The sequence below is a fragment of the Paenibacillus sp. FSL R5-0486 genome (genome assembly GCF_037975155.1).
Classification (GTDB): Bacteria; Bacillota; Bacilli; order Paenibacillales; family Paenibacillaceae; genus Paenibacillus; species Paenibacillus amylolyticus.
Genome location: NZ_CP150237.1, coordinates 5,403,733 through 5,425,785 on the forward strand (window position 1 = coordinate 5,403,733; position 22,053 = coordinate 5,425,785).

Annotated in this window: 9 protein-coding genes; all 9 read right to left on the reverse strand. The window is 40.2% G+C overall.

The window, feature by feature from the left end; genetic code table 11:
* Position 1: 1 nt before the first annotated feature.
* The 9 genes from MKY01_RS24015 to MKY01_RS24055 all read right to left on the reverse strand — a co-directional run bounded on the left by MKY01_RS24015 (position 2) and on the right by MKY01_RS24055 (position 21,996).
* Positions 2 to 256, reverse strand: coding sequence for an acyl carrier protein (locus tag MKY01_RS24015; RefSeq protein WP_127550003.1), 255 nt, complete (start codon positions 254 to 256; stop codon positions 2 to 4).
* A 2-nt stretch (positions 257 to 258) separates the two neighbouring features.
* A complete protein-coding gene (locus MKY01_RS24020; protein WP_339283868.1) occupies positions 259 to 999 on the reverse strand; it encodes an alpha/beta fold hydrolase in 741 nt (246 codons plus the stop codon).
* Positions 989 to 1,978, reverse strand: coding sequence for a C39 family peptidase (locus tag MKY01_RS24025; protein ID WP_339283870.1), 990 nt, complete (start codon positions 1,976 to 1,978; stop codon positions 989 to 991). Before MKY01_RS24025 ends, MKY01_RS24020 begins: the two co-directional genes overlap by 11 nt.
* Positions 1,950 to 3,800 carry a non-ribosomal peptide synthetase gene (locus MKY01_RS24030; protein ID WP_339283872.1) on the reverse strand — a complete coding sequence of 617 codons (1,851 nt, stop codon included), beginning with the start codon at positions 3,798 to 3,800 and terminating at the stop codon, positions 1,950 to 1,952. The genes MKY01_RS24025 and MKY01_RS24030 overlap by 29 nt, the downstream gene beginning before the upstream one ends.
* A gap of 18 nt (positions 3,801 to 3,818) precedes the next feature.
* Positions 3,819 to 5,708: an asparagine synthase (glutamine-hydrolyzing) gene (asnB, locus tag MKY01_RS24035; protein WP_339283874.1), complete on the reverse strand. Its 1,890-nt coding sequence runs from the start codon at positions 5,706 to 5,708 to the stop codon at positions 3,819 to 3,821.
* A gap of 86 nt (positions 5,709 to 5,794) precedes the next feature.
* Positions 5,795 to 9,268, reverse strand: coding sequence for a condensation domain-containing protein (locus tag MKY01_RS24040; protein WP_339283875.1), 3,474 nt, complete (start codon positions 9,266 to 9,268; stop codon positions 5,795 to 5,797).
* A 25-nt stretch (positions 9,269 to 9,293) separates the two neighbouring features.
* Positions 9,294 to 10,511 carry an ACP S-malonyltransferase gene (locus tag MKY01_RS24045; protein WP_339283877.1) on the reverse strand — a complete coding sequence of 406 codons (1,218 nt, stop codon included), beginning with the start codon at positions 10,509 to 10,511 and terminating at the stop codon, positions 9,294 to 9,296.
* Entirely contained in the window at positions 10,504 to 12,624 is a 2,121-nt protein-coding gene (locus MKY01_RS24050; RefSeq protein WP_339283879.1) for an HAD-IIIC family phosphatase, read from the reverse strand. Before MKY01_RS24050 ends, MKY01_RS24045 begins: the two co-directional genes overlap by 8 nt.
* Before the next feature lie 12 nt (positions 12,625 to 12,636).
* Entirely contained in the window at positions 12,637 to 21,996 is a 9,360-nt protein-coding gene (locus MKY01_RS24055; protein WP_339283881.1) for an amino acid adenylation domain-containing protein, read from the reverse strand.
* Positions 21,997 to 22,053: the final 57 nt, after the last annotated feature.

Sequence of the window (22,053 nt, forward strand, 5' to 3'; positions counted from 1 at the left end):
TCTAGTTCGTGTCTTCACTTTTGGATTGTTGTTCAATATACTCTAAGATTTCTCTAATCGTTGGAAAGTAACTTAAGTCTAATTTGGTTTCTTCGAATTGAATATCAAATTCATTTTCGATGAGAATTACAAGCTTAATAAAACTGATTGAATTTACTCCTGCGTCGATCAAGTTAGTATCCATGGAAAATTCAATATCTGCCTCCGGAAATTCTTTTTGGATCACATTGAAAAAACGTTGCTCTATGTTCTTCATATTTATTCACTCCCTGTACATGATAAGTTACTTGTTTCAACTGAGATTTGCTGGAGAACTGACTGCTCATCTTCATGAATGAAGAAGTGACCACCCCGAAAAACCTTAACATCCGTGCAAGGAAGCGTAGTGAAATGTTGCCATTCCATCACCGACTTCAGGTCACAAGGTACATCCCGCTCGCCAATATACACCGACAATGGGATATTAAGAGGTTCTGTTGGTATATGCTGATAATTGTCAACTATATGGAAATCATTGCGGATAATGGGTAAAAACAAACGAAGGAGCTCTGGTTCCTCAAGCAACATTTCCGAAGTGCCTCCCAAATCCCTTAGTGTTTCTATTAGTTGATCGTCGTCCATATCCTTGACTTTTTCTTGCCTGGAAGTCCCGAATTTACCTGGTGGTAAACATCCTGATATAATGATGCGAGTTGGTGGAGGATCCCCATTTATTTGAATTTTTCTAGAAACTTCGTAAGCCAACATTCCTCCCAAACTATGGCCGAATATAATATAAGGTGTATCTATATCCCCTCTCTTTAATTGACTTAACAAATCTTGCGCACCTTCATCAATATTGGAATACAGTGGTTCGTTTAGACGGCTTCCGTGACCACTCATTTCCAGCGGAATAACCTTTATAGTACTCTCTAATTCCTTTTTCCACTTATAATAAATAGAGGAGCTTCCACCGGCATAAGGAATGCAAAATAATACTGGTTTCATTTCAGTATTCATTGATGTGCTCCCATCCATTAATTTTAATCAGTCTCTTCTCCATTTCCATGATTCTGTTTAAGATGTCTTTGGTAGCCATCAATTGATTAGGAGAGTACATATCGGAAAAATATAATTTGCCCCAAATTGCCCGGATATTCTTCCATGCGTCCAATATTTCTCCTATTGTCTGAAGCCGATCTGGTTTACTATCAAAATAAAAGTACCTCGCACACTCTACTTGTTTGGCTGCAACAATGCGATTAAATCCTAGAAATATGGACTCGGCATATGCCTGTATCTCACCTTCTTCTAGACATTTTTCGCCAAACCAAGCCGAATATTGTTCCAGTTGTTTGATACCCTCTGTGTACTTAGCGCGATGTTTAAATATGTTGTACTCATATGTTTCGATCCAATCAGAGACAAAAGGCTCTTGCTTCGATTCAAACCTATACGTGGAAATAAGATTCTCATCCGCATGATCCAGTTGAAAAAAAGCATCGTAGCTTTCTTTAAGACTGGAATAAGAAATCCATTTCAATCCATAATTTAGGGATTCTTTGTTGGAGTGTTCCATAATAGCAAACTGCTTCGTATCATCGTTGTAACCCACAATCAATAACGTGTGGGCCCAATGTTCCTTGTGATACATATCCAATCGAATATCTTCATAAAAACAATCGACCCATATAATAACAGGTTTATTCTGATGTATTGAACTGACAAGGTATTCTATAATATTTTCTTGTCGCCGGCTTGTGCAGACTTCATAATTTTCTTCCTTAAATATTAATTCCGGATCTCGAAAAGGATAATATGTCATATCCAGCATGCCAGGCACTTCTTCGTCTTGACTATAAAACATAATATCATTAGAAATATGTGGATAGATGCTTCTATCCATCCATTCCAGCACGGAGAAAAGGGCGTTATAAAAACAGCTTTTGTAAAAAAATTGGTTGAACGGCTTAATCTCCTGAATGATTTTTAATGCCATGTACTTCCTCTCCCGCCTCTTTTCTTTCCACATATTCCGCTTCTACATACCGAGCAATATCAGAGAGGCGAGAATTTTCAAAAATAACTTCCAGTGTTAAATCCACCTCGTATTTTTCGTATACTTTAGCAATCATATTCATAATATTGATAGAGTTTCCGCCTAAATGTAAAAAGTGATGCTCTCTTCCAATGAATTCAACCCCCAAAATTTCCGTCCAGATCTCGGAGATTTCTTGTTCAAAGCGACCGACTGGCGAAACATATTCAACCATCTCAGGCTCAGGCAAAGCTGAATACTCAATCTTTCCATTCGCGTTGATAGGGAATTTAGAAAGCTCAATAAAGTACGAAGGAATCATTGGTTCTAATAAATGGTTCTCAACTTTTCGGATATAGGTTTCGTATGGATACACAGGTTCGTCATTTGCTTTAATTTCCGTATTCGGAATAACGTAAGCAATGAGAACTAACTCCTCGGAAGGTGCTTCTTTCACTATAACAGCGACGTCTTTCACAAGACCGGAAGCCATGATCACTCGCTCAACCTCAGCTAATTCAACCCGATGTCCTCTAATTTTGACCTGTCTATCTTTTCGCCCTAAAAACTCAATATTCCCGTCGGGTAATGCTCTTCCAATATCTCCAGTTTTGTAAACCAAATCGTTGTCGCGCTCTGAAAAAGGATTCTGTATAAATTTTTCGCGATTGAGACCTTCCTCATGGAGATACCCTAAACTTCGATACGGAGTACGTATAATGATTTCACCTTTTGTTCCAACTGGACACATCTGCAAATCATCATTCAATATAATGACACGAGTTCCGGATATAGGTTGACCGATGGGTATACTAGCTCGATACACATCTTGGGGTTTGATTCTATAAAACAATTTAGCCAACGTCGTTTCAGTAGGTCCATACAGATTAATAAGCTGTACCCGATCTCCAATGGCCTCATACCAAGATTTCAGCTTTTGCGGAACGATCTCTTCTCCTGCCAAAAAGATATATTCCAAACTCTTATAATGCTCTCGGTTGGGCTTGAAAGAAGTCATGTTCTTAAACAAACTTGGTGTACAATGAATTAACTGAACTCCTCTATTTTCTAGCCAATCCATTAACTGATTGGTGTTCAGAAGAGTCATCCTAGATTCGGGAATGCAGATTGTCCCCCCTGATAACAAGGGCACTAAAATATCTCTAAGGAATGGATCATGACCTGGAGAAGTGAGTTGACTTACCTTTTTTCTATATAACTTGAATTCACTAGTTTCCCACTCTACATAATGAGTGAGCCCTTTGTTTCTACCGAGTATGGCATGGGGAGTTCCGCTTGTTCCCGATGTGAAGTAAATATATATTGCATCATCCTCATCATATTCAACGGATTCCATTGGTTCGGAAAATAACAAATCGTCCAATTGCTTTCGATCTAGCGTTAGAACCTTAAGCCCAGCTTGCTCTAGTGAAACAAGTCCAGGCATAGAATCTGTAATGACCAATTGCAAATCGGAAGCGACCGCCATCGACAACAATCTTTGGTCTGGATAGTCTGCATCAAGCGGCACAAATACACAACCGGCTTGCCAGATTCCAAGCATAGATGCAATTACCATATAACGATCCTGGAAGCACACACCAACAAATGTGCCCTTCTCAACATTGTTCACGTGCAGCCACTGTGTGATTCGATTCATGTCCTTATATAACTCTGAATACGTGATATGACGACTTAAATATTCCACCGCACAGTAGTCCTTATATTGTGCGAAACTTTCTGATATTCTGTTCTGAATCGTATTCCGAACCTTGTCATCCAATCCAATCACCCATTTCTTTTATAAATCAGGCATATCAAACACATCTAAAAATACACAAAAAGTAATTATAATGATAAGTATGTCACTTTCGTAAGGGAGGTTTAATTTGAAATCATTACGACTATACTGCTCCACCAATTCATGCACAAAATCTGGATTGAAGTAGCCTTGCTTCTTTAATCGCTCTTTAGAGAGGAGGTTAATCAAATACTCGTCTGCCTCTCTAATTAAGTCGGGACTTCCGGGAGCGACAAAAGCGAATTTCGGCCGTTTGATAATCTCGTTAGGAACCATACTTCGTGCTATTTCTTTGAGAATATATTTTTCATTAAACCCTTTAAGCTTTAAGTGGGGTGGCAATTTTCGGGAGACAAATTCCATCAACTTATAATCCAGAAAAGGGTAACGCGCTTCAACCGAATGCGCATATGCCATGCGATCGCCATGACCTGCCAATAGATGTTCCGGTAGTCTCAACTTGAAATCAATGTAGGAACGTTTATGCAGCAAGTGGATATCCGCAATCTTCTCTTTAGAGATTACAGGATACCGGAGACAATCTATGGATTCAATGTCAGGAAGTATTTTCTCCCCATATAGCCTTAACTTCAATTGTCTCAGTTGACTATAGTCCCGTTCATAGAAAAAGCTGCCATCCCCCCATAACCTTTCTCGTATGGCAACCTCCTCTTCAGCGATGGAGTGAGTCCCCTTTTTGGCGTTAAATTGATCAAACCGATAGCCTACATAGCCTGCAAAAAGCTCATCTGCTCCTTCACCGGTTAAGACCGCTTTAATACCTTCACGGTTCACCAGCTTGGACAGCATATAGGACGCTGTATTATAACTCTCCTTAAGTGCTGTTTCCGAATGCCAAACCACACTTTTCAAATGTTCAGTGATATCACGAATATCGAATTCGTGTTGGAAATGTTCCGATTTAATCTCATCGACAACTAACTTCTGATAGATAGACTCATTCATACTTTTATCAGCAAATGTAACGGAGAACGACTTCCTTGGCGATGGTGAAAGTTGAGAAGCTTTCAAAGCAATCATGGAAGAATCCAACCCCCCACTGACATAAAGTCCTACCGGGAAGTCAGCCGTTAGCCGAGTTCCAACAGCCTCGGAAAAAATATGGTCCAGTTCTTCAATGTAATCCTGCTCCTCGCACAATGAATCTTCTATTTCGTGCGACTTGGGATAAACGAGATCCCAATATTGAACCTTCTCCATGCGGTTACCAGTAATATGTAAATAGTGTCCGCTTTCCAAGCTGGAAATTCCATGAAATAATGTTCTGGGAGCTATAATACTGGGAAAAGTCAGTAATTGATCTAAAGCAACCAAGTCTACTTTTCTTTCCACAGATGGATGATGGAGGATGGATTTGATCTCCGATCCAAAAATAAAGTCATCGTTATTCACCGTGTAGAACACAGGGCATATTCCTGCCTGATCCCGAATCAAATACATCTCTTCTCGAACTGAATCATATAATGCAATAGCAAATTGCCCGTTTATATATTGCATAAACTTTATACCATATTTTTCATATAGATGAGGAATGATTTCCATATCACATTTTGTGTGTAAAACGTGCCCCTCAGATTGTAAGGAGCTTTTCAAGCTCTCATAGTTAAAAATTTCACCATTACATATAGCAATAACTGTGCCGTCTTCATTAGAGAACGGTTGCTGACCATGTTCCCAATCCATCAAACTAAGGCGAGTGAATCCAAAAGCAACTCGATTCCCAATATATTTAGAATGATCGTCAGGGCCCCGATGATGAAGAACTTGCGTCATTTGTTCCAACGTACCTGGAACGATGACTTGTTCTTTAAAACGCATGTTATATACTCCACATATTCCGCACATATGACCCTCCACACATTCTTGCATAGTTTCTTCGATGAGACTTCCACATCAATGAGAACGATTCAATCAGAAGTGAATTCTAATCCAATGTAGATGCTTATGACCCATCACTAGGTCAGATCGTCATTAAAATTGATCATGGTCTGTTTACTTTTCTCACTTCCCGTTAGCTCAAGCTCAACAATGCGTTGATCCATATTTCCGCATGTTTGATTTATTAAGAAAATATAATCATCTAACCATGCTTTCACAGTAGCTTCGTGATATAACTCTGTGCTGTAATCAAATACAATCGCCATCTGCTCATCTTGTTCATAGATTTCCATTTTGAAATCAAATTTAGCAGTATCATTGACAAAAGGTTTGCTTATAAAAGATAAATCCTCGATATCTCCAATGCTAGACTTATTGTTTTGCATGATGAACATCGTATCGAATAGCGGGTTTCGATTTAATGGAGTAGAGTAATCAATCTCTTCAACCAAGAGTTCAAAAGGGTAACTCTGATTATTGAGTGCATCATGAACTGTTTTACGAATAGATTGCAAAAACACCCTAAATGTATTCTCTTTATTTATTTTCATTCGAAGTGCTAGCGTGTTAACGAACATTCCAACAATTCTATCCCACTCACTACGGGATCGCCCCGAAGTCGGTGTACCTACAACCAAGTCTTCTTGCCCTGCATACTTGTGTAATAACAATACATATATTGAGAGCAACACAGTATACGAGGTCGTTTGCTCCTCATGGGCAATGTCCTTAATTTTTCTAATTAAAGAGGTGGGTATATCCATTCGTAAATCTTGCCCGGTACCCTTTCTTACATTCGGACGGCTAAAGTCTGTGGGCATATCAAGAAGAGGGACTCCGTCCTTGAATTGTCCTCTCCAAAACTGCTGTTGTTTCCTTAGCGTCTGTTTCCCTTCTTCACCTTTCTGCCAGTTTATATAATCCTCATAGGTATACCTGCTAGATTCAATCGGATGACCATGATATAAATCAACAAAATCCTCCATTAGAATATTCATAGAAACACCGTCTGATACAAGGTGATGTACATCGAAAAAGAGGCAATGATGTGTCGCCGCACATTTTACTATAGCCACCCGAAACAAAAAATCGCTCGTAATATCAAATGGACGTACAAAATTTCTATATAATGACTCCATGGTCGATTGGGGTTCCAAATGTAAGTATTCAATGACCAAATCGTGTTTTTCGATCCTTTGCATAGCCATATCATTAATATAGTGGAACGATGCATGTAGTTGGCTGTGTCGAAGAACCAGTTCTTGAAGAGAGCGCTCCACTCTCTCTACATCCAAGGTCCCATAAATGTCCAGGGAGCCAGGCATATTGTAGCTTGTATTGATCTTTGTTCTTTGAAGGGCGTAGTATATCCCTCTCTGTGCATACGTAAGAGGTATAAATTCTTCTTTTTTATGGGTTCGATGAATATGGTCGAGGGATACCATCTGTTTCTTGTCCCATTGTGATTCTATATAACTTGCGAACTCGTAAAGTGTCGGACTGACTAATAATTGGCTAATTTCAAGATCTATATGAAGTTGTTCTCTTAATTTATTGATGATTTTCAAAGCAAATATAGAGTCTCCACCCAAATCGTAAAAATTTGCGTCTACATTGATTTCGCTGTATCCTAAGACCTCTTTCCAAATTTGGATCACCTTTTGTTGAATGGTATCGGCGTCTCCTGCATTGGAAGAATTATTCAGAAGAGATTGGTTTGTTACATCCAACCAACATCGAATTCTTTCAAATGGGTACACAGGCAATGATATTTTAGGCACCGGTTTCTCATACAGACTTTCAAGCTGAACCTGGTCACCTTGCAAGTAGCTATGCAAGAGCGTACTTACTGAGTCAGATAACGCTAACGGATGAAACAGTAACGGCGCTTCCGCCGCAGGATTAGTATAGTACACATGCTCTATCTCGTTGTTTTGCGGATTTAAGCGGATCGACTCCAATCTCTGGACAAGATCTTCATAATTATGGAACATAATTAATACTCGCTCCGCATACTGTCCCCTGCCCGTATTAATTGTATAACACAGCGCTTTCAAGTCAACATCTGGATTTAAAGACAAAAACAAAGCATAGGCGTTCATCAGTTCAACTAGTGTACTGTAATTGTGAGCAGAAATAGTTAAAAACTCAAACGAGGTTTGACTTGTTTTTTCGATAATTGCACTCTTTTGTTCGTTCTCCACATACTCTTCAAGGACAAGATGACAATTCGTCCCACTCATACCAAAGGCACTGATTCCACAACGCCGGATGCCGGAACCTGCTTCCCATAAAGAGAAATCCCGATTCACGTAGAAGGGAGAATTAATAAAATCAATCAGTTCATTAGGAGAATCAAAGTGTAGAGAAGAAGGAATCGCTCTCCTTTTCAAAGACAACACACTTTTAATGACTCCTGCAATTCCGGCCGTTCCATCCAAATGACCAATATTAGATTTTAAAGATCCTATGGCGCAAAATTGTTTTTGATCTGTGAATCTTCTCATTGCTTTTGTCAAAGCTTCAACTTCAATAGGGTCTCCGATCTTTGTACCTGTCCCATGAGTTTCAATATAAGATAGGGTACTCGGATCGATTCGAGCATCTTTCCACGCTTTAATCAGCACTTCTTCCTGCGCTGTTACATTAGGCGTCGTTATTCCAGCGGATCTGCCATCTTGGTTTATTGCGCTTCCCTTGATAATCGCATAGATATGGTCACCGTCATTTTTAGCTGCAAGTAACGGCTTTAATATAAGGGCAGCTACTCCTTCCCCACTCACGGTTCCATCTGCCCCCTCCGCGAAAGCACGAACCCGGGACGTAGAGGATTCTATACCGATCTGGCTTTGACTTTCTGTCGGTAAAATACTCAGATTCACTCCGCCGCATATAGCGGCCGTACAATCCCCGTTTCTTATCGCTCGAACTGCAGTATGAATTGCAACTAGTGAAGATGAACAAGAGGTATCAATTACCATACTTGGTCCCTTCAAATCCAACACGTAGGAAATTCGGCTGGCGATGATCGCATTCAGGCTACCTGCGACATTTTCTAATTCAGGAGCGATATCCTGCACAAAATCTTGATATAGCCCTCCAGCGTTGCCGCTAAAACCGAGATACACTCCGGTTTCGCTTCCTCTCAACTTCCTTCCTCCATACCCCGCATCTTCTATAGCTCTCCATGCTACCTCGAGAAACAACCTTTGATTGGGGTCCATTGCTTTTGCTTCAGCTGGCGATAGTCCAAAAAAGGGATAATCGAACTTATCAATTTGATTTAGAAACCCAGCTTTTACATACTGGGGATTCTCGATGTTCTTATACTTTAAATAGTCGTCTACATCTTTCTTTCTGTATTCCGGCAACTCACCGATCAGATCTTTGCCTTCACGAAGATTTGCCCAGAATTCATCTAAGGAATCCGCGCCTGGGAAATATCCTTCCATCCCAATAATAGCAATGTCTTTATTATCCATTTTCTGAATGGTCATTTCATTGAATGGGGCGTTAGATGGTTTTATATTAAGGTCAGTCAATTTGATCATCGTGGCTTCCTCCTCTGCTCGATGTTTAACCCTGGCTTTCTATTCTCAAGTTATATTTGCGATAGAGGGCATGGAGGATCGTTGTTTTACTCTCCAAAGGTATCTTCTTATTTTCAAGAATAGTTAAGAACAATAGACCCGCTCGATGGATTCGATCTTCAGCAGTTCCCGGTGCACTTGAAAAGCTGTATTTTATGGCCTCTAACTCTTTGTATGCTCGCACAACTGTCCGATCATATTCAGCTACATCTTTATTGTAATTCCGAGTACCAGCTGCAATAGACAATAGATGATTATAAATCTCTGATTCATCATTCTTTTGATAATTTTCGAAATCATCCACGCTCGATAGTGCATGTACGTTTACACCTTCGATATATTGAAGCATCTTCTGAAAAATATTTTTAGGCGGCATACTCGTTAGGTGTGTAACACCATGCCTAATGGCCGTTTCCATCGATTTTGTCCATAACACAGGTTTGGTCAGTTGCATTTCCAAGTTTTCCACGATACAATCAGCGCCCGTATAAGCTTGACCCGTTACATTAGAGATAATTGTGCATCGTGGAGGGCTCCATTCTACTGTTCTTAAACGCCTTCCAAGAAGTTCTCCTGCCTCGTGCATCAACGGACTGTGAAAAGCACCGGAAACCTGAAGAGGAATTACCTTATAACCTCTCTCTTTCCATTTCGTCTCTGCACTCATAAGATCACTTCTCTTACCTGTCAGCACAATCTGATTATCCGAATTGTACGCCCCAATCCAAATCTGCATATCGTTTAAACGTAAATCAGCGCACTCCTGTTCAATATGCTGCAAGTCTTTTACTTCGTACTCTAAGGCAAACATGGCTCCGTTCCCCGAGTCGGCTACTTCCTCCATGACTTGCGCGCGATAATGTACCACGCGAAGTAAGTCTTCGAACGATGCGGCTCCAGAAGATGCAAGTGCAGAATACTCTCCTAAACTATGGCCCCCCATAATTTCGGGAGCCAATTGATGCATGTTCTGAAGTTGACGGTATGCTGCGACACTTAACACAAAAATAGCAATTTGGGCATTTATTGTTCTCTTTAATTGTTCTGACGTTCCACTAAAACATAGATTAGACACTGAAAAATCCAGGATATCACTTGCTTCATCAAATGTCCTTTTTATAATGGGGTAATGGTCATAAAGGGCTCTCCCCATACCGGTAAACTGTGCTCCTTGACCGGGAAAAAGAATCATTGTTTTATGCATAATACGGGTTCATTCCTCTCAATTCCAATTTGAGGAAATCGATGATATCACCTCGCGTGATGAACTCTTCCCATTTTTCTTCTGGCAAGACAACACCGAATTTTTGATAGATTTCAGATAGGAATGCAAACTTATGCCAAACTTCCTCACTATTCAGATTAAGTCTGTCATTCCAAGAAACGGCGTTTTCTCCCCAAACGTTGTACATGGCATTTTCCACAATTTTTTCAAGTTCAGAAAGTCCCTCTTGTTGAACGTGCTCTACTCTCCTGGATTCCATAGGCAAAAATTTCAACTCAGTTGGTTGACTATGTAGGAGCGGGATATATTGTTCAGCATGAGTTAGTTCCTTCTCATTATTAATGAATATATCCCACTCACCCACAGATTCGATACACTCGCTTTTGCTTTCAGTTTCCTTTGCTGGCTCTTCATTCTCCAAGTATTCGTCGTCCAGACCTTGTCCATATACACAAACGATATGGCTTACTTCATCGGGTATACGTGACACAGGTATCGTAATCACTCGCTCTCCTTCGTGCACTACCTCATGTTCCATCCAATCGTTATCTCGTATAAATTGTTGGATGGCCTTATTTTTATCTCCGTTAATCAATACAAGTTCAATTTTGGTTAGTTGCCGTTCCAAGCAAAACTTTTTCAACAAAGAGAATACTGCAACCTCAACACCTCTTCCAAGGACTCGGCAACTCAGCAAAAAGGTATCAATAATCAATGCTTCTTGCATCATTTTAGTAATGATTAACCCCGTAAGGCCGTATGATCCAAAACGGTCTGTAACTTCAATCGCCCAACAGACATAATTCCGATCTTGCATCAATCCATACATTTCCTTTTCCGACCTTCGGATAATGGTTGAGTTGAATTGATTGGTTCGTTGAGTCAATTGTGCCAGTCTTGGAATCATACTAGAGTCGGCCACATCCATATACAATTGGAGACCCAGTTCATTCATATAATCTTCCGGCGACTTCGTTTCCAATGTTTTCCGCTGTGCATTGGTCAGCTGCATTTGGGTGCGTTTTCGGTCTTCATTTGTAATTAACAACTTGTCTAATGCCCATACATGGGATAAAAATGCAGGGATTTGCATTTTATCTTTTGGCAGTTTTAGAGTCAAAACTTCAGGCAGTTGATTCATAACTTCTAAACACTCATGTGGACTATCATCTATGAAAATGATGCTGTCCATTCCTAGGTTCAACTCTTGGGCAATCTCGCGAATATTTTCTGCCTTGCTCTTCCAGTTAATCCTCCAACTTACGAAATGTTTTTTTTGCAGTAACATATCCTTATGGTTTTCGAACACATTCCACACATCTGATTCGTTATTTTTGCTGGCTATGCACAAGAGCATACCTTCTTCCATTTTGGAAATCATGGTCTGCTGAAGTGATTGGAACGGATTATCTATTCCTACATTTGTCTGGTTTTCACCACATATACCTTCCCATAAGGTATTATCACAGTCCAGCACAATGACTTTGAATTTCTGATTATTCAGAGCGTGCAATTGTCTTATGAGATAAGCCCCCATTACTGCATCAAACGACTGGGAGAATGGCATCTGCGCCAGATTATCCTTGACATAATCGAATGGATTCTCAATGACATACAATTTTTGGCTGCGTTCAAAATCCACAAGGTGAACACCGGAAATGCCACTTAGAGCATTTCTCCATCGTTGGTTCAACTCTGTAATATAGCTAAATAGCGTGTTACTTAAACCTGCTTCGGTGGATATAGGGAAGATGGCTACGATGAGCGCCTCCTTTTGGGAGGCACTCTCAATAGCATTTAATGTTTCTTTAAAGGCATACTCTAACTTTTCACATTTTTGTGGTTCCATCATGTGGTCATCGTCACGAATCCAATCCTCAAATCTATTAAAAACAACGCGATAATCGAATGAGTTCATGAACTGACTTCTAGGGTATAACAAATCAGGTAACATCCGCTGCTTATGGAGCGTAACGTTCAGTTTGAAAGGTAACATTCTTTCTGCCCACCATTCCATATGCGGCACAATAGGGTCCGATTCAAAAGTCGATGTAATCACTAATTTACGAGTGTTCTCTTCTGCAATTGTCAATATAACCCCTCCTCAAACTGTTGTGTTGTTAGAAACCTGGTCACAAACAGCCGATATCATAGCGACGTAGAGTTCGGTAATCTCTTGTATTGTTTGCTCACGTATTCTGGAGCTGCCGATAAATTGAATGGTTAGTCCTTCTTCATTTTCTTGTGCTAACAATGTAATATCGTATTTTTGATACAAGGAACTGGACGATTTCCATGTATATAAAATACTGGCTTCTCCATCTGGATAATGCATCTCAAAGTCATGTTTGTTTGACTTCGGGTCATATCTTTTTTCATAGAGATAGCTCACCAATTCCTCCAAGCTTTCAAATTCAGGCAAGTGAACATCACAATGCACGATAGAATCTTCGGAAACCCCCAAATCAATGGATATATTATCCAATTGAGCATATTGATTCAGTGTATATACCCAAATAGCAAACGTAATATCTTGAATATCCACAGCCATGCCTTTAGCCATTTCATTCAAAATACTTACTTTCTCCTCAGCCAAAATCACCCGATACATTGCTCCATCCGATAATCCCATAGCGGCAAGGTCGCTTCCCAAAGTAACTCTGCTTGCCTCATTGGTTCGGGACCCTTCCTTACCCGTAACTGTGTCATCCAGATATTGAGCCATTTCTCGAATGGTTGGATAAGTGAAATAATCCGTAATCGTCAACAATCCCGAGAATGCTTCATTTAGTCTGGCATGCAACTGTATTAGCAGGAGCGAGTTACCACCAACCTCAAAGAAGTTGTCGTGTCTGCTTATATGATGATGTTTTAATACAATGTTCCATGCATCAAACAAAACAGCCTCCGTTTGGTTCAACGACTCATTCTCCATTGGACAATCAATCAAACCCGTAAGATCCTCACGCAAGGACAATTCCAACTTATCAATCTTCCCATTAGCCGTTCGAGGGAATTCATTCAGGAATATCACATCTTCGGGTGTCATAAATGGAGGTAGTTTCTGAGCAAGTTCTTTCTTTAATTGTGAATCTTCTATTGGTTGGCTCGCATCCATGATGACATAAAGAACAAGACGTTGGCTGTCATCGGTTTTCTTCATTACTGCAGCAGCTTGTGTAACACAGTCCATCTGCATTGCACTGCGTTCAATCTCTTCAAGCTCAACCCGATATCCCCTGATTTTCACCTGATTGTCAGTTCTACCCCAATATTCCAGTGTACCATCTGATAACCATCTCCCCCGGTCACCCGAACGATACAATAATTGATTTGGCAATTCGGTTACATGAACAAAACGTTGACTCGTTTTTACATCGTCATTCAAATAACCTTTGGAAAGGCCCTTTCCTGTTATATACAGTTCTCCAGGTACTCCAATGGGTACTATTCTTTCATGGTTATCCAGAATATAAACTTCCATGTTATCGATAGGTTTTCCAATGCGAATTTGTGTATCTTCTGCCTTGAATTCATGAACTGTCGTACAAACACTGCATTCGGTTGGCCCATATTCATTAAACAACCTCACGTCAGGGAATAATGCAAAATGATTGTTTACGAGATGCGCATGAACTGATTCTCCAGCTACAGTTACCGATTTAAGATAATTGAAATCCGGCTTAGTTTCCAATATAGCGGCATACATACTAGGGACCATCAGAAAATGAGTAATTTTATGTCGCTCTGCAATTTTAGTTAGTGCTGTAACATCCAATCGATCCTTCGACGACATTAATGTCAACGTTGCTCCTGACAATAATGCACAGAAAATATCTTCTACAGAACTATCAAAGGATAAAGAAGGTACTTGAAGCGTATTATCACCTAACCTAAACGAATAATGGTTTATTCTCCATTTCAGCGTATTAAAAATGGCTGCATGGCTTACCTTGACTCCCTTTGGATTTCCTGTTGATCCAGAAGTATAGATGACATAGGCTAATGCTTCGGTGTCCGGATAACTTCCAGAAATAGTCTCCGATACATAATCGTATTCGATATCCTGCACGTTAAAGCGCTGTCCCTGAAAATCTGCAAGCATCTTTGTGCTGGTTTGATTATCCGTCATCAACACATCCGTCATGCTATCATCCAGCATGTATTGCAGACGTTGATCGGGATATTCGGGATCTAATGGCAAGTAAGCTGCTCCCGTTTGAAGCACCGCCAGAATCGAGATAATCATTTCTGGGGAACGCTCCATCATCACACCCACAATCGTCCCTGCTTCAGCTCCTTTTAAAGCAAGCGCTCCGGCCACCGTCTGAGTACGCCGATGTAATTCGGAATACGTAAGTTGAATGTCATCGTGAATTAATGCAACAGCCTCTGGCGTATGCTCACACTGCTGTTCAAACCAGTGATAGAGTGTTATGGGTTGGGTTTCCTTCCCGCTAGAACGAATATCCACATTCAAATGTCTCTTCTCATGATCTGCAAGCATATTTAAATGTGCTATAGGCGCATTGGGCTGTCCAATGACATCGAGCATTAAATTGATAAAATGCGTCGAGAGACGTTTAATCGTTTGTTCTTCGAAAAGATCAGTACTGTATTCAAAACAGAACGAGATCTGTTCATTCTCTTCCCAAGCAAACAGTGTCAAATCAAATTTTGAACTTTCCATTTCTGGACTTATAGGTACAATCGTTATGGAGTCTTGAATTGCAAGGCCCCCATCATCATAATTTTGCAAAGCAAACATAACATCAAAAATGGGGTTACGCGAAGTATCTCTCTCCACATGGAGACGTTCAACCAATTGTTCAAAAGGAACATCCTGGTACTCTAACATCTGAACAGTATTTTTCTTGACTGCTTCTATCAGTTGTGTAAAGGTCATTTCTCCTGAAAGTGCAAGACGAAGTACTGTCGTATTTACAAACATCCCTATAAGGCCTTCCAATTCCTGTTGCTTTCTTCCAGCTAGAGGTGTCCCTATTAAAATATCTTCTTGTTGAGTGTAGCGGTACAGGGTCGATCCAAAGAGGCTAATCAGTCCCATATATAATGTAATTCCGTTCCGTTTACACAACTGTGAAAACTGGGATGATACGGACGAATCTGCCTCGAATCGAAAAGCTGATCCTTTGAAACTTTTTACCATTGGCCTTGGAAAATCTGTCGGAAAAGCAAGAACAGGCAGTTCTCCAGACAATTGTTCCAACCAATACTTCTCCTGTTGAGCATAGGTTTCCGTTTGTAAAAACGCTTCCTGCCATACGGAATAATCCCGATATTGAATGCTAAGTGGAGGAAGTTCATGTTTTGCATTGTAAAAACTCACAAAGTCACGGATGAAATATTCCATAGAAATGCCATCAAAAATAATATGATGGAAATCAAATTTTATTTCATGGCGCTCCATTCCCAATCGGACCACTCTTGTTCTAAATAATGGCGCAGCAGATAAATCAAACGGTTGTACATATTCAGAGATATCCAACGCCGAGTTGCACCATTCCAAAAGTGGTTGAACACGATCTGGATCATGAACAATTTGTACCAAACCATCCTGTTCTGTAAAATGAAAACTGGTTCGTAAGATTTCGTGTCGTTCAATCATTTTTCTCAAGGCAAACTCGAACTTTTCCTTCTCTAAGTTACCTTCAATAACAAAGCTTTCAACGATGTTATAAACGGTTCCATTATTGAATTGTTGAAGAAAATATAATCTCACTTGTGCAGATGTCAACGGGTAATGACCTTGGTTCTCGACAGGTTTAATTGCTGGGATAACTGGTTTTTGGCGGCTCACAACAAGTTCCGATAACATCTCAATCGTTGGATTGGCAAAGAACGACTCCAAACTAATCTCAACTTCGAATTTCTTTTTGATTCTGGAAAGGAGCATGATTGCTTTAAGCGAGTGCCCCCCTAGATCAAAGAAATTATCATTGATGCTTATCTCCGAAACATTTAATAAAGGAGTCCACATCTCAGATAATGCCGTTGTCAATGTATCCATACGTTCTGGATCAGAGATATCTGTGCTTTCCTTCGTTTTAAGATTGGTGGAAATCTGTTTTTTGGCGAGAGCGTTACGATCCACTTTTCCATTTAAAGTGTACGGAATTTCATCCATAATATATATTTGGTCCGGTATCATGTACCGGGGTAAATACAATTGCAACTCTTCTTCGACGTTTTTCACTCCATCGGGAGAGTTCGATTTAGCCGGTACTACACAAGCTATTAATGCATATCCACCAATAGAATCATTCTCAACGAATACTACTGACTCCTTAATATTTGGGTTCTGATTCAAATAATGCTCCACTTCGCCTAGTTCAATACGATATCCTCTTACTTTGACCTGGGTATCTATCCTACCCACATATGCAAGTTTGCCATCCGGCATTAACCTGGCCAAATCTCCTGTTCTATACATCCATTCTCCGTTCTCAAATGGATTTGGAATAAAGCGCTCTCTAGTGAGCTCTTCTTGTCCAATATACCCCATCCCAACTCCCATTCCGGAGATGTACAATTCTCCAATCACGCTTAAAGGACAAGGCTTGAGATACTCATCCAAAACATAAACCCTTGTATTGTCCGCTGGCACACCTATAGATACGAATGGTGAATCATAATCAGGCTCCAACTCATAGATCATGCAACCTACGGTTGTTTCTGTTGGGCCATATTCGTTATATATTTTAATTGTACCCTTACCATATATCGACTCAATATCACGAGCTAACTTGGTTTCCAGAGCTTCTCCCCCGACAATGAAACGTTTAATGCGATTACCCTCAAGTTCCATTTCTTTCATTAGTCGCAGATGGGACGGAGTTAATTTGATAATATCGACCAAGTTATCCTGAATGATCCGTTTGAGAGACTCCTCGGGTGGATCGTTGTATACAACGATGATATTTCCTGTGATCAATGGTGTAAATAAAGAGGTGATCGTCAAATCAAAAGCGATGGAAGAATATAAAGGGAAGGCGATATCCTGTTCTCCGCCTACATACACCTTGGCAGCCCATAAAGAATAATTCAACAATGACCGGTGGCTAATCGTTACGCCTTTGGGTTGTCCAGTAGAACCTGATGTATAAATGATGTACGCCGGTTCGAGAATGCTAATTTCGGGTGTATCATCACACTGGGTTTCCACGAAAGGTTCCAATTCTGAATTTACAACCAAGTTGAATTTGCACTCACCTACTAATTTCTCAACAGGTTTATCGCTAATTAATGCAAAACATTGACTATCTTCCAAAATGTAACTGATTCGCTCTTCAGGATACATTGGATCTATTGGTAAATAGGCTGCTCCCGTTTGAAGCACCGCCAAAATACTTGCAATCAATGAAGAGGATCTTTCCATCATGATGCCGACAATTTTCCCAGCACTAGCGCCCCTCATTACCAATTGATTGGTTAAAGCATCAGCTTGCTGCATCAGCTCCCGGTAATTCCACTTTTCATTTCCTTCTCGTATTGCAATTCGTTCAGGATTTATCCTTGCCTGCTCTCTAATCAGATGATGTATTGGTTTCTCGAATGATAATGAAACTTCGTTACGGTTCAATTCGTAGATTTGCCAATTTTGCTCATCTGTAGAAAGAAGGTTATATGTTTTGATACATTCATCAGGTTTTTGCGCAATACAATCTAAAAGTTCAACAAAATGATAGGCTAATCTTTCTATAGTGCTTTGAGCAAACAACTGCGTGTTATATTCAAAGCAGATTGTCATGCTATTTTGATGTTCTGTTAACTCCAATGAAAGATCCATCTTTGAAATTTTATTTTCGAATGCTACAGGTTTGATCGTCATCTCTTCGACCACGGTATCAAAGTCTTCCTTAAACTGATGCATAATGACCATGGTATTAAATATAGGATTCTGATTGTTCATCCGATCAAATGAAATGTTCTCTACCAGTTGGTGGAATGGATAGCTCTTATGCTCATATACATTCACCACGTTTTCCTTCACCTGGTCTAGCAACTTCGAGAAGGCAATCTCGGGATCAACATTTTGCCGGATAGCTATGGCATTAATCATCGGTCCCATAACCATATCCAGGTTGCTATCATCGCGTATAGATGAAGTTGTTCCTACGATAAATTCCTGATCTCCTGAATATTTGTTCAATAATACATAGTAAGCAGCAAGGATATTCATAAACATCGTGGTCTCATTTTTCTTGGAAAGCTGTTTAAGCATGTGTACGGTCTCGCCTTTGATCTCCTTGAAACATACGGAGCCTGTGAACGTTTGATGTTCGCTACGATCATAATCATAAGGTAAAGACAATTGGGGAAGAGCTCCACCCATGTATTTCATCCAGAAATCCTTCAAATGGACGTACTCGGAGCTATTCGTATGCTCTTTCTCCCAATATGCAAAGTCTTTGTATTGGATCATTTTTTCTGGAACATCTGTGCCATTATAAAAATCAAATATTTCTTGAACTAAAATCTCGAAGGTTCGTCCATCTGCGATAATATGGTGCATGTCAAACAGTACATAGAACCAATCTTTATCCAACTCGACCACACTTACCTTGAATAGCGGAGCATTCGCCAAATCGAAGGGCTTCACAAATGAATCAATGAAAGATTGAAGCTTATCATAGTTAAGCTGATGCCAGTCTAAACTGAACTTGGTAATATCCAAGATACGTTGAACAGGTTCGTAATCATGCACCTCAAACTTGGTTCGGAGTATTTCATTCTTCTGAATTATTCTTTCCAAGGCCATATCCAACTGCTGACGATCCAAAGCACCTTTTATTTCAATGATCCCTGGCATATTGTATGCCGTACTGTCAGGATGGGCTGAGTGTAAGGTGAATAGTCTCTCTTGGACCAGCGATAATGGATAGAACGCTGCCACAGGAGCCGGCGATATTGGGGTATTCTGCTCCTTTTCGCTGTCATCAATAAACTTGGCCAAATGATACAGCTCAGGCGTCGCAAACAATTGTTTAATCGATACATTTGTCTGAAATTGTTTATATATTTGACCGCTCAATACAGCTGCACTTAGAGAATGTCCACCCCGCTCAAAGAAGTGATCCTCTCTGCCTACGGTTTCGATATCCAGTACATTCTTCCATATCGTTCCAAGCACTTTCTCGGTATTTGTTATGAGTTCTGAACGCCCATTATCCGAAACTTCTGATTTCACCAACGGATATAATGCCTTTTTATCCAACTTTCCATTGGCATTTGTGGGGAAAGACTCTAACAAGGTAAAGTTTTTAGGTTGCATATATAATGGCAATTTTTCTTTAATTCCCTTTTCAAGCTCCATCAATGCAGAGTCATCTTTCATAACAAGGAACGCAAAAAGTTCCTCATTCTGATGTAATACCACTGCTTCTTTAACCTGGCTATGCTGTTGAATAACCCATTCAATTTCGTTGAGTTCGACTCGATGACCCCGGACTTTGACTTGTGAATCCATCCGATTCATAAATACAATGTTACCGTCAGCGAGCCACATCGCTAAATCACCGGTTTTGTACAATGTTTCACCTGACACAAATGGCGAAGGCATGAAGACCCTGTCAGATTCCGTAGGTTTTCCGATGTAGCCTTTGGCCAATATGTCTCCACTAAAGCAGAGTTCACCTATCACCCCAACAGGCAAGATTTCATTGTTCGACCCAAGAATGTATGCACCTACGTTTTTGATAGGTCTACCTATAGGGATGGCGCCACCCTGTAAGTCCGATGTCTCAACCACGTTATAAGCCGTCACATCAATGCAGCATTCTGTTGGTCCATAACAATTGATAATGGTTGGTGCAGTTTGTCCAAAAACTGCCCGAATCTCATGAACTAAAGATTCCTTTAGGGGCTCTCCCCCAATTAAAAGTAATTCTAAATGGGACCTCTGAAATAAATGAGGGGGGGTAGACATTAATATGCGAATCTGAGTAGGTGTAGCATTCAATGTATGAACCTCGTTATCACCTAAGTATTCCATTAATAATCTACCGTCTCGTTGAGCTTCATCAGATATGACAATGAGGGTATGTCCGTTAAACAAACCATAGAATACATCTTCCAAAAAAACATCAAAAAAGTAAGGTGCAATCAAACCAATATGTTTAGGTTCTTCGTATGAAACGACATATTTACCAAAAGCACTAGTGTGATGCAGTAACATCTGATGTTCGAACAAAATGCCTTTCGGCTCTCCTGTACTTCCAGATGTGTATACAATGCATGCACCTTGCTGAATTGGAATAGAGGGGAATTCTTGTTTTTTTTCATAAGCAAACTGTATTACATCCTCTATGACGAGGATCTCAGATTCAAATTTTTCCATTTTGGAAACCATTGTTGCCGAGACAAGTGCCATTCTAGCCTCACTATCTCTATACATGTATTCCATTCTTCCTGCTGGAGATGACGGGTCAATGGGTAAGAAGACGCCACCCGCTTTCAGTATCCCCAACAAACTGGAAATGGTATTAACAGATCGTTCACAGATACAAGCAACTACCTCTCCTGGTCTCAAGCCTTGAGCCAGCAAAGCATAAGCGATATGATCTGAGCGTTCAGACAGCTGTTCGTAAGTTAATGCTTCATATGAATCTTGTACGGCTCTCCGCTGAGAAAACCTAAGAGCATACTCCTCAAACAACTTATGTAGCGGTAATTCTGGTTCCTCCACTATTTTTCTTTCGTTGAACACGTAAGCTATTTGTGTATGTTCTTCCTGCGATAACATTGACAGTTCACTTATTTTGACGTCCGATGAACCTTTAAGTGAATTACTAAGTAGTTGTTCATAATGACCCAACATCACTCGCACTTGCTCTTCACTAAAATCGGCTTGATAAGCTGCGCTTATTTCCAATTCGTCCAACGCGCTACTCATCCAAAGAACGATCGGATACTGTCGTGAGAGACTATCCATGATGTGGCTTCCATGAAGAGGCTTATAGCCGATAATTACATTGTACAGTGTGTCCATAGGCTGATTATTTTCTTCAACGAATGGAAGAATTGAAGCATGTGCATACAGAGTATCCAGTTTACTCTTGGTCTCAATCAACATTTCTTTTAAACTAGCCTCGGGCTTCAAGTCTTGAAAGTAAGGTAATGTCAGGCTCACTTGAGGGATTCTGTAATTAGATTTCATATTAGGAATACCAACAGCGATACGTCTGCTTCTTGTATACTGGCCGAACATCGTATTCCATATGGTGAGAAGATAAGTAAATATTAATGAATCATTATGCTTGCATCTTTGTTTCAAAAGATCGGCTGTCTGTTGATCCACCGTTCTTCGAACCATCCCTTGTCCTTCTGACAAGGTGTACGGGTGTACTCGCATGGTTATATCTGTAGCTGGATATGATTCGTTCCCCAGCACGTTTTCCCAAAACTGTTTTGCTTCATCCATGTTCTTTTCAGTAGGCACCATAATCCCTCGCTTTCTCCCATTTGATTAGTCGTCGACAATCATATTGCCGACGACTGT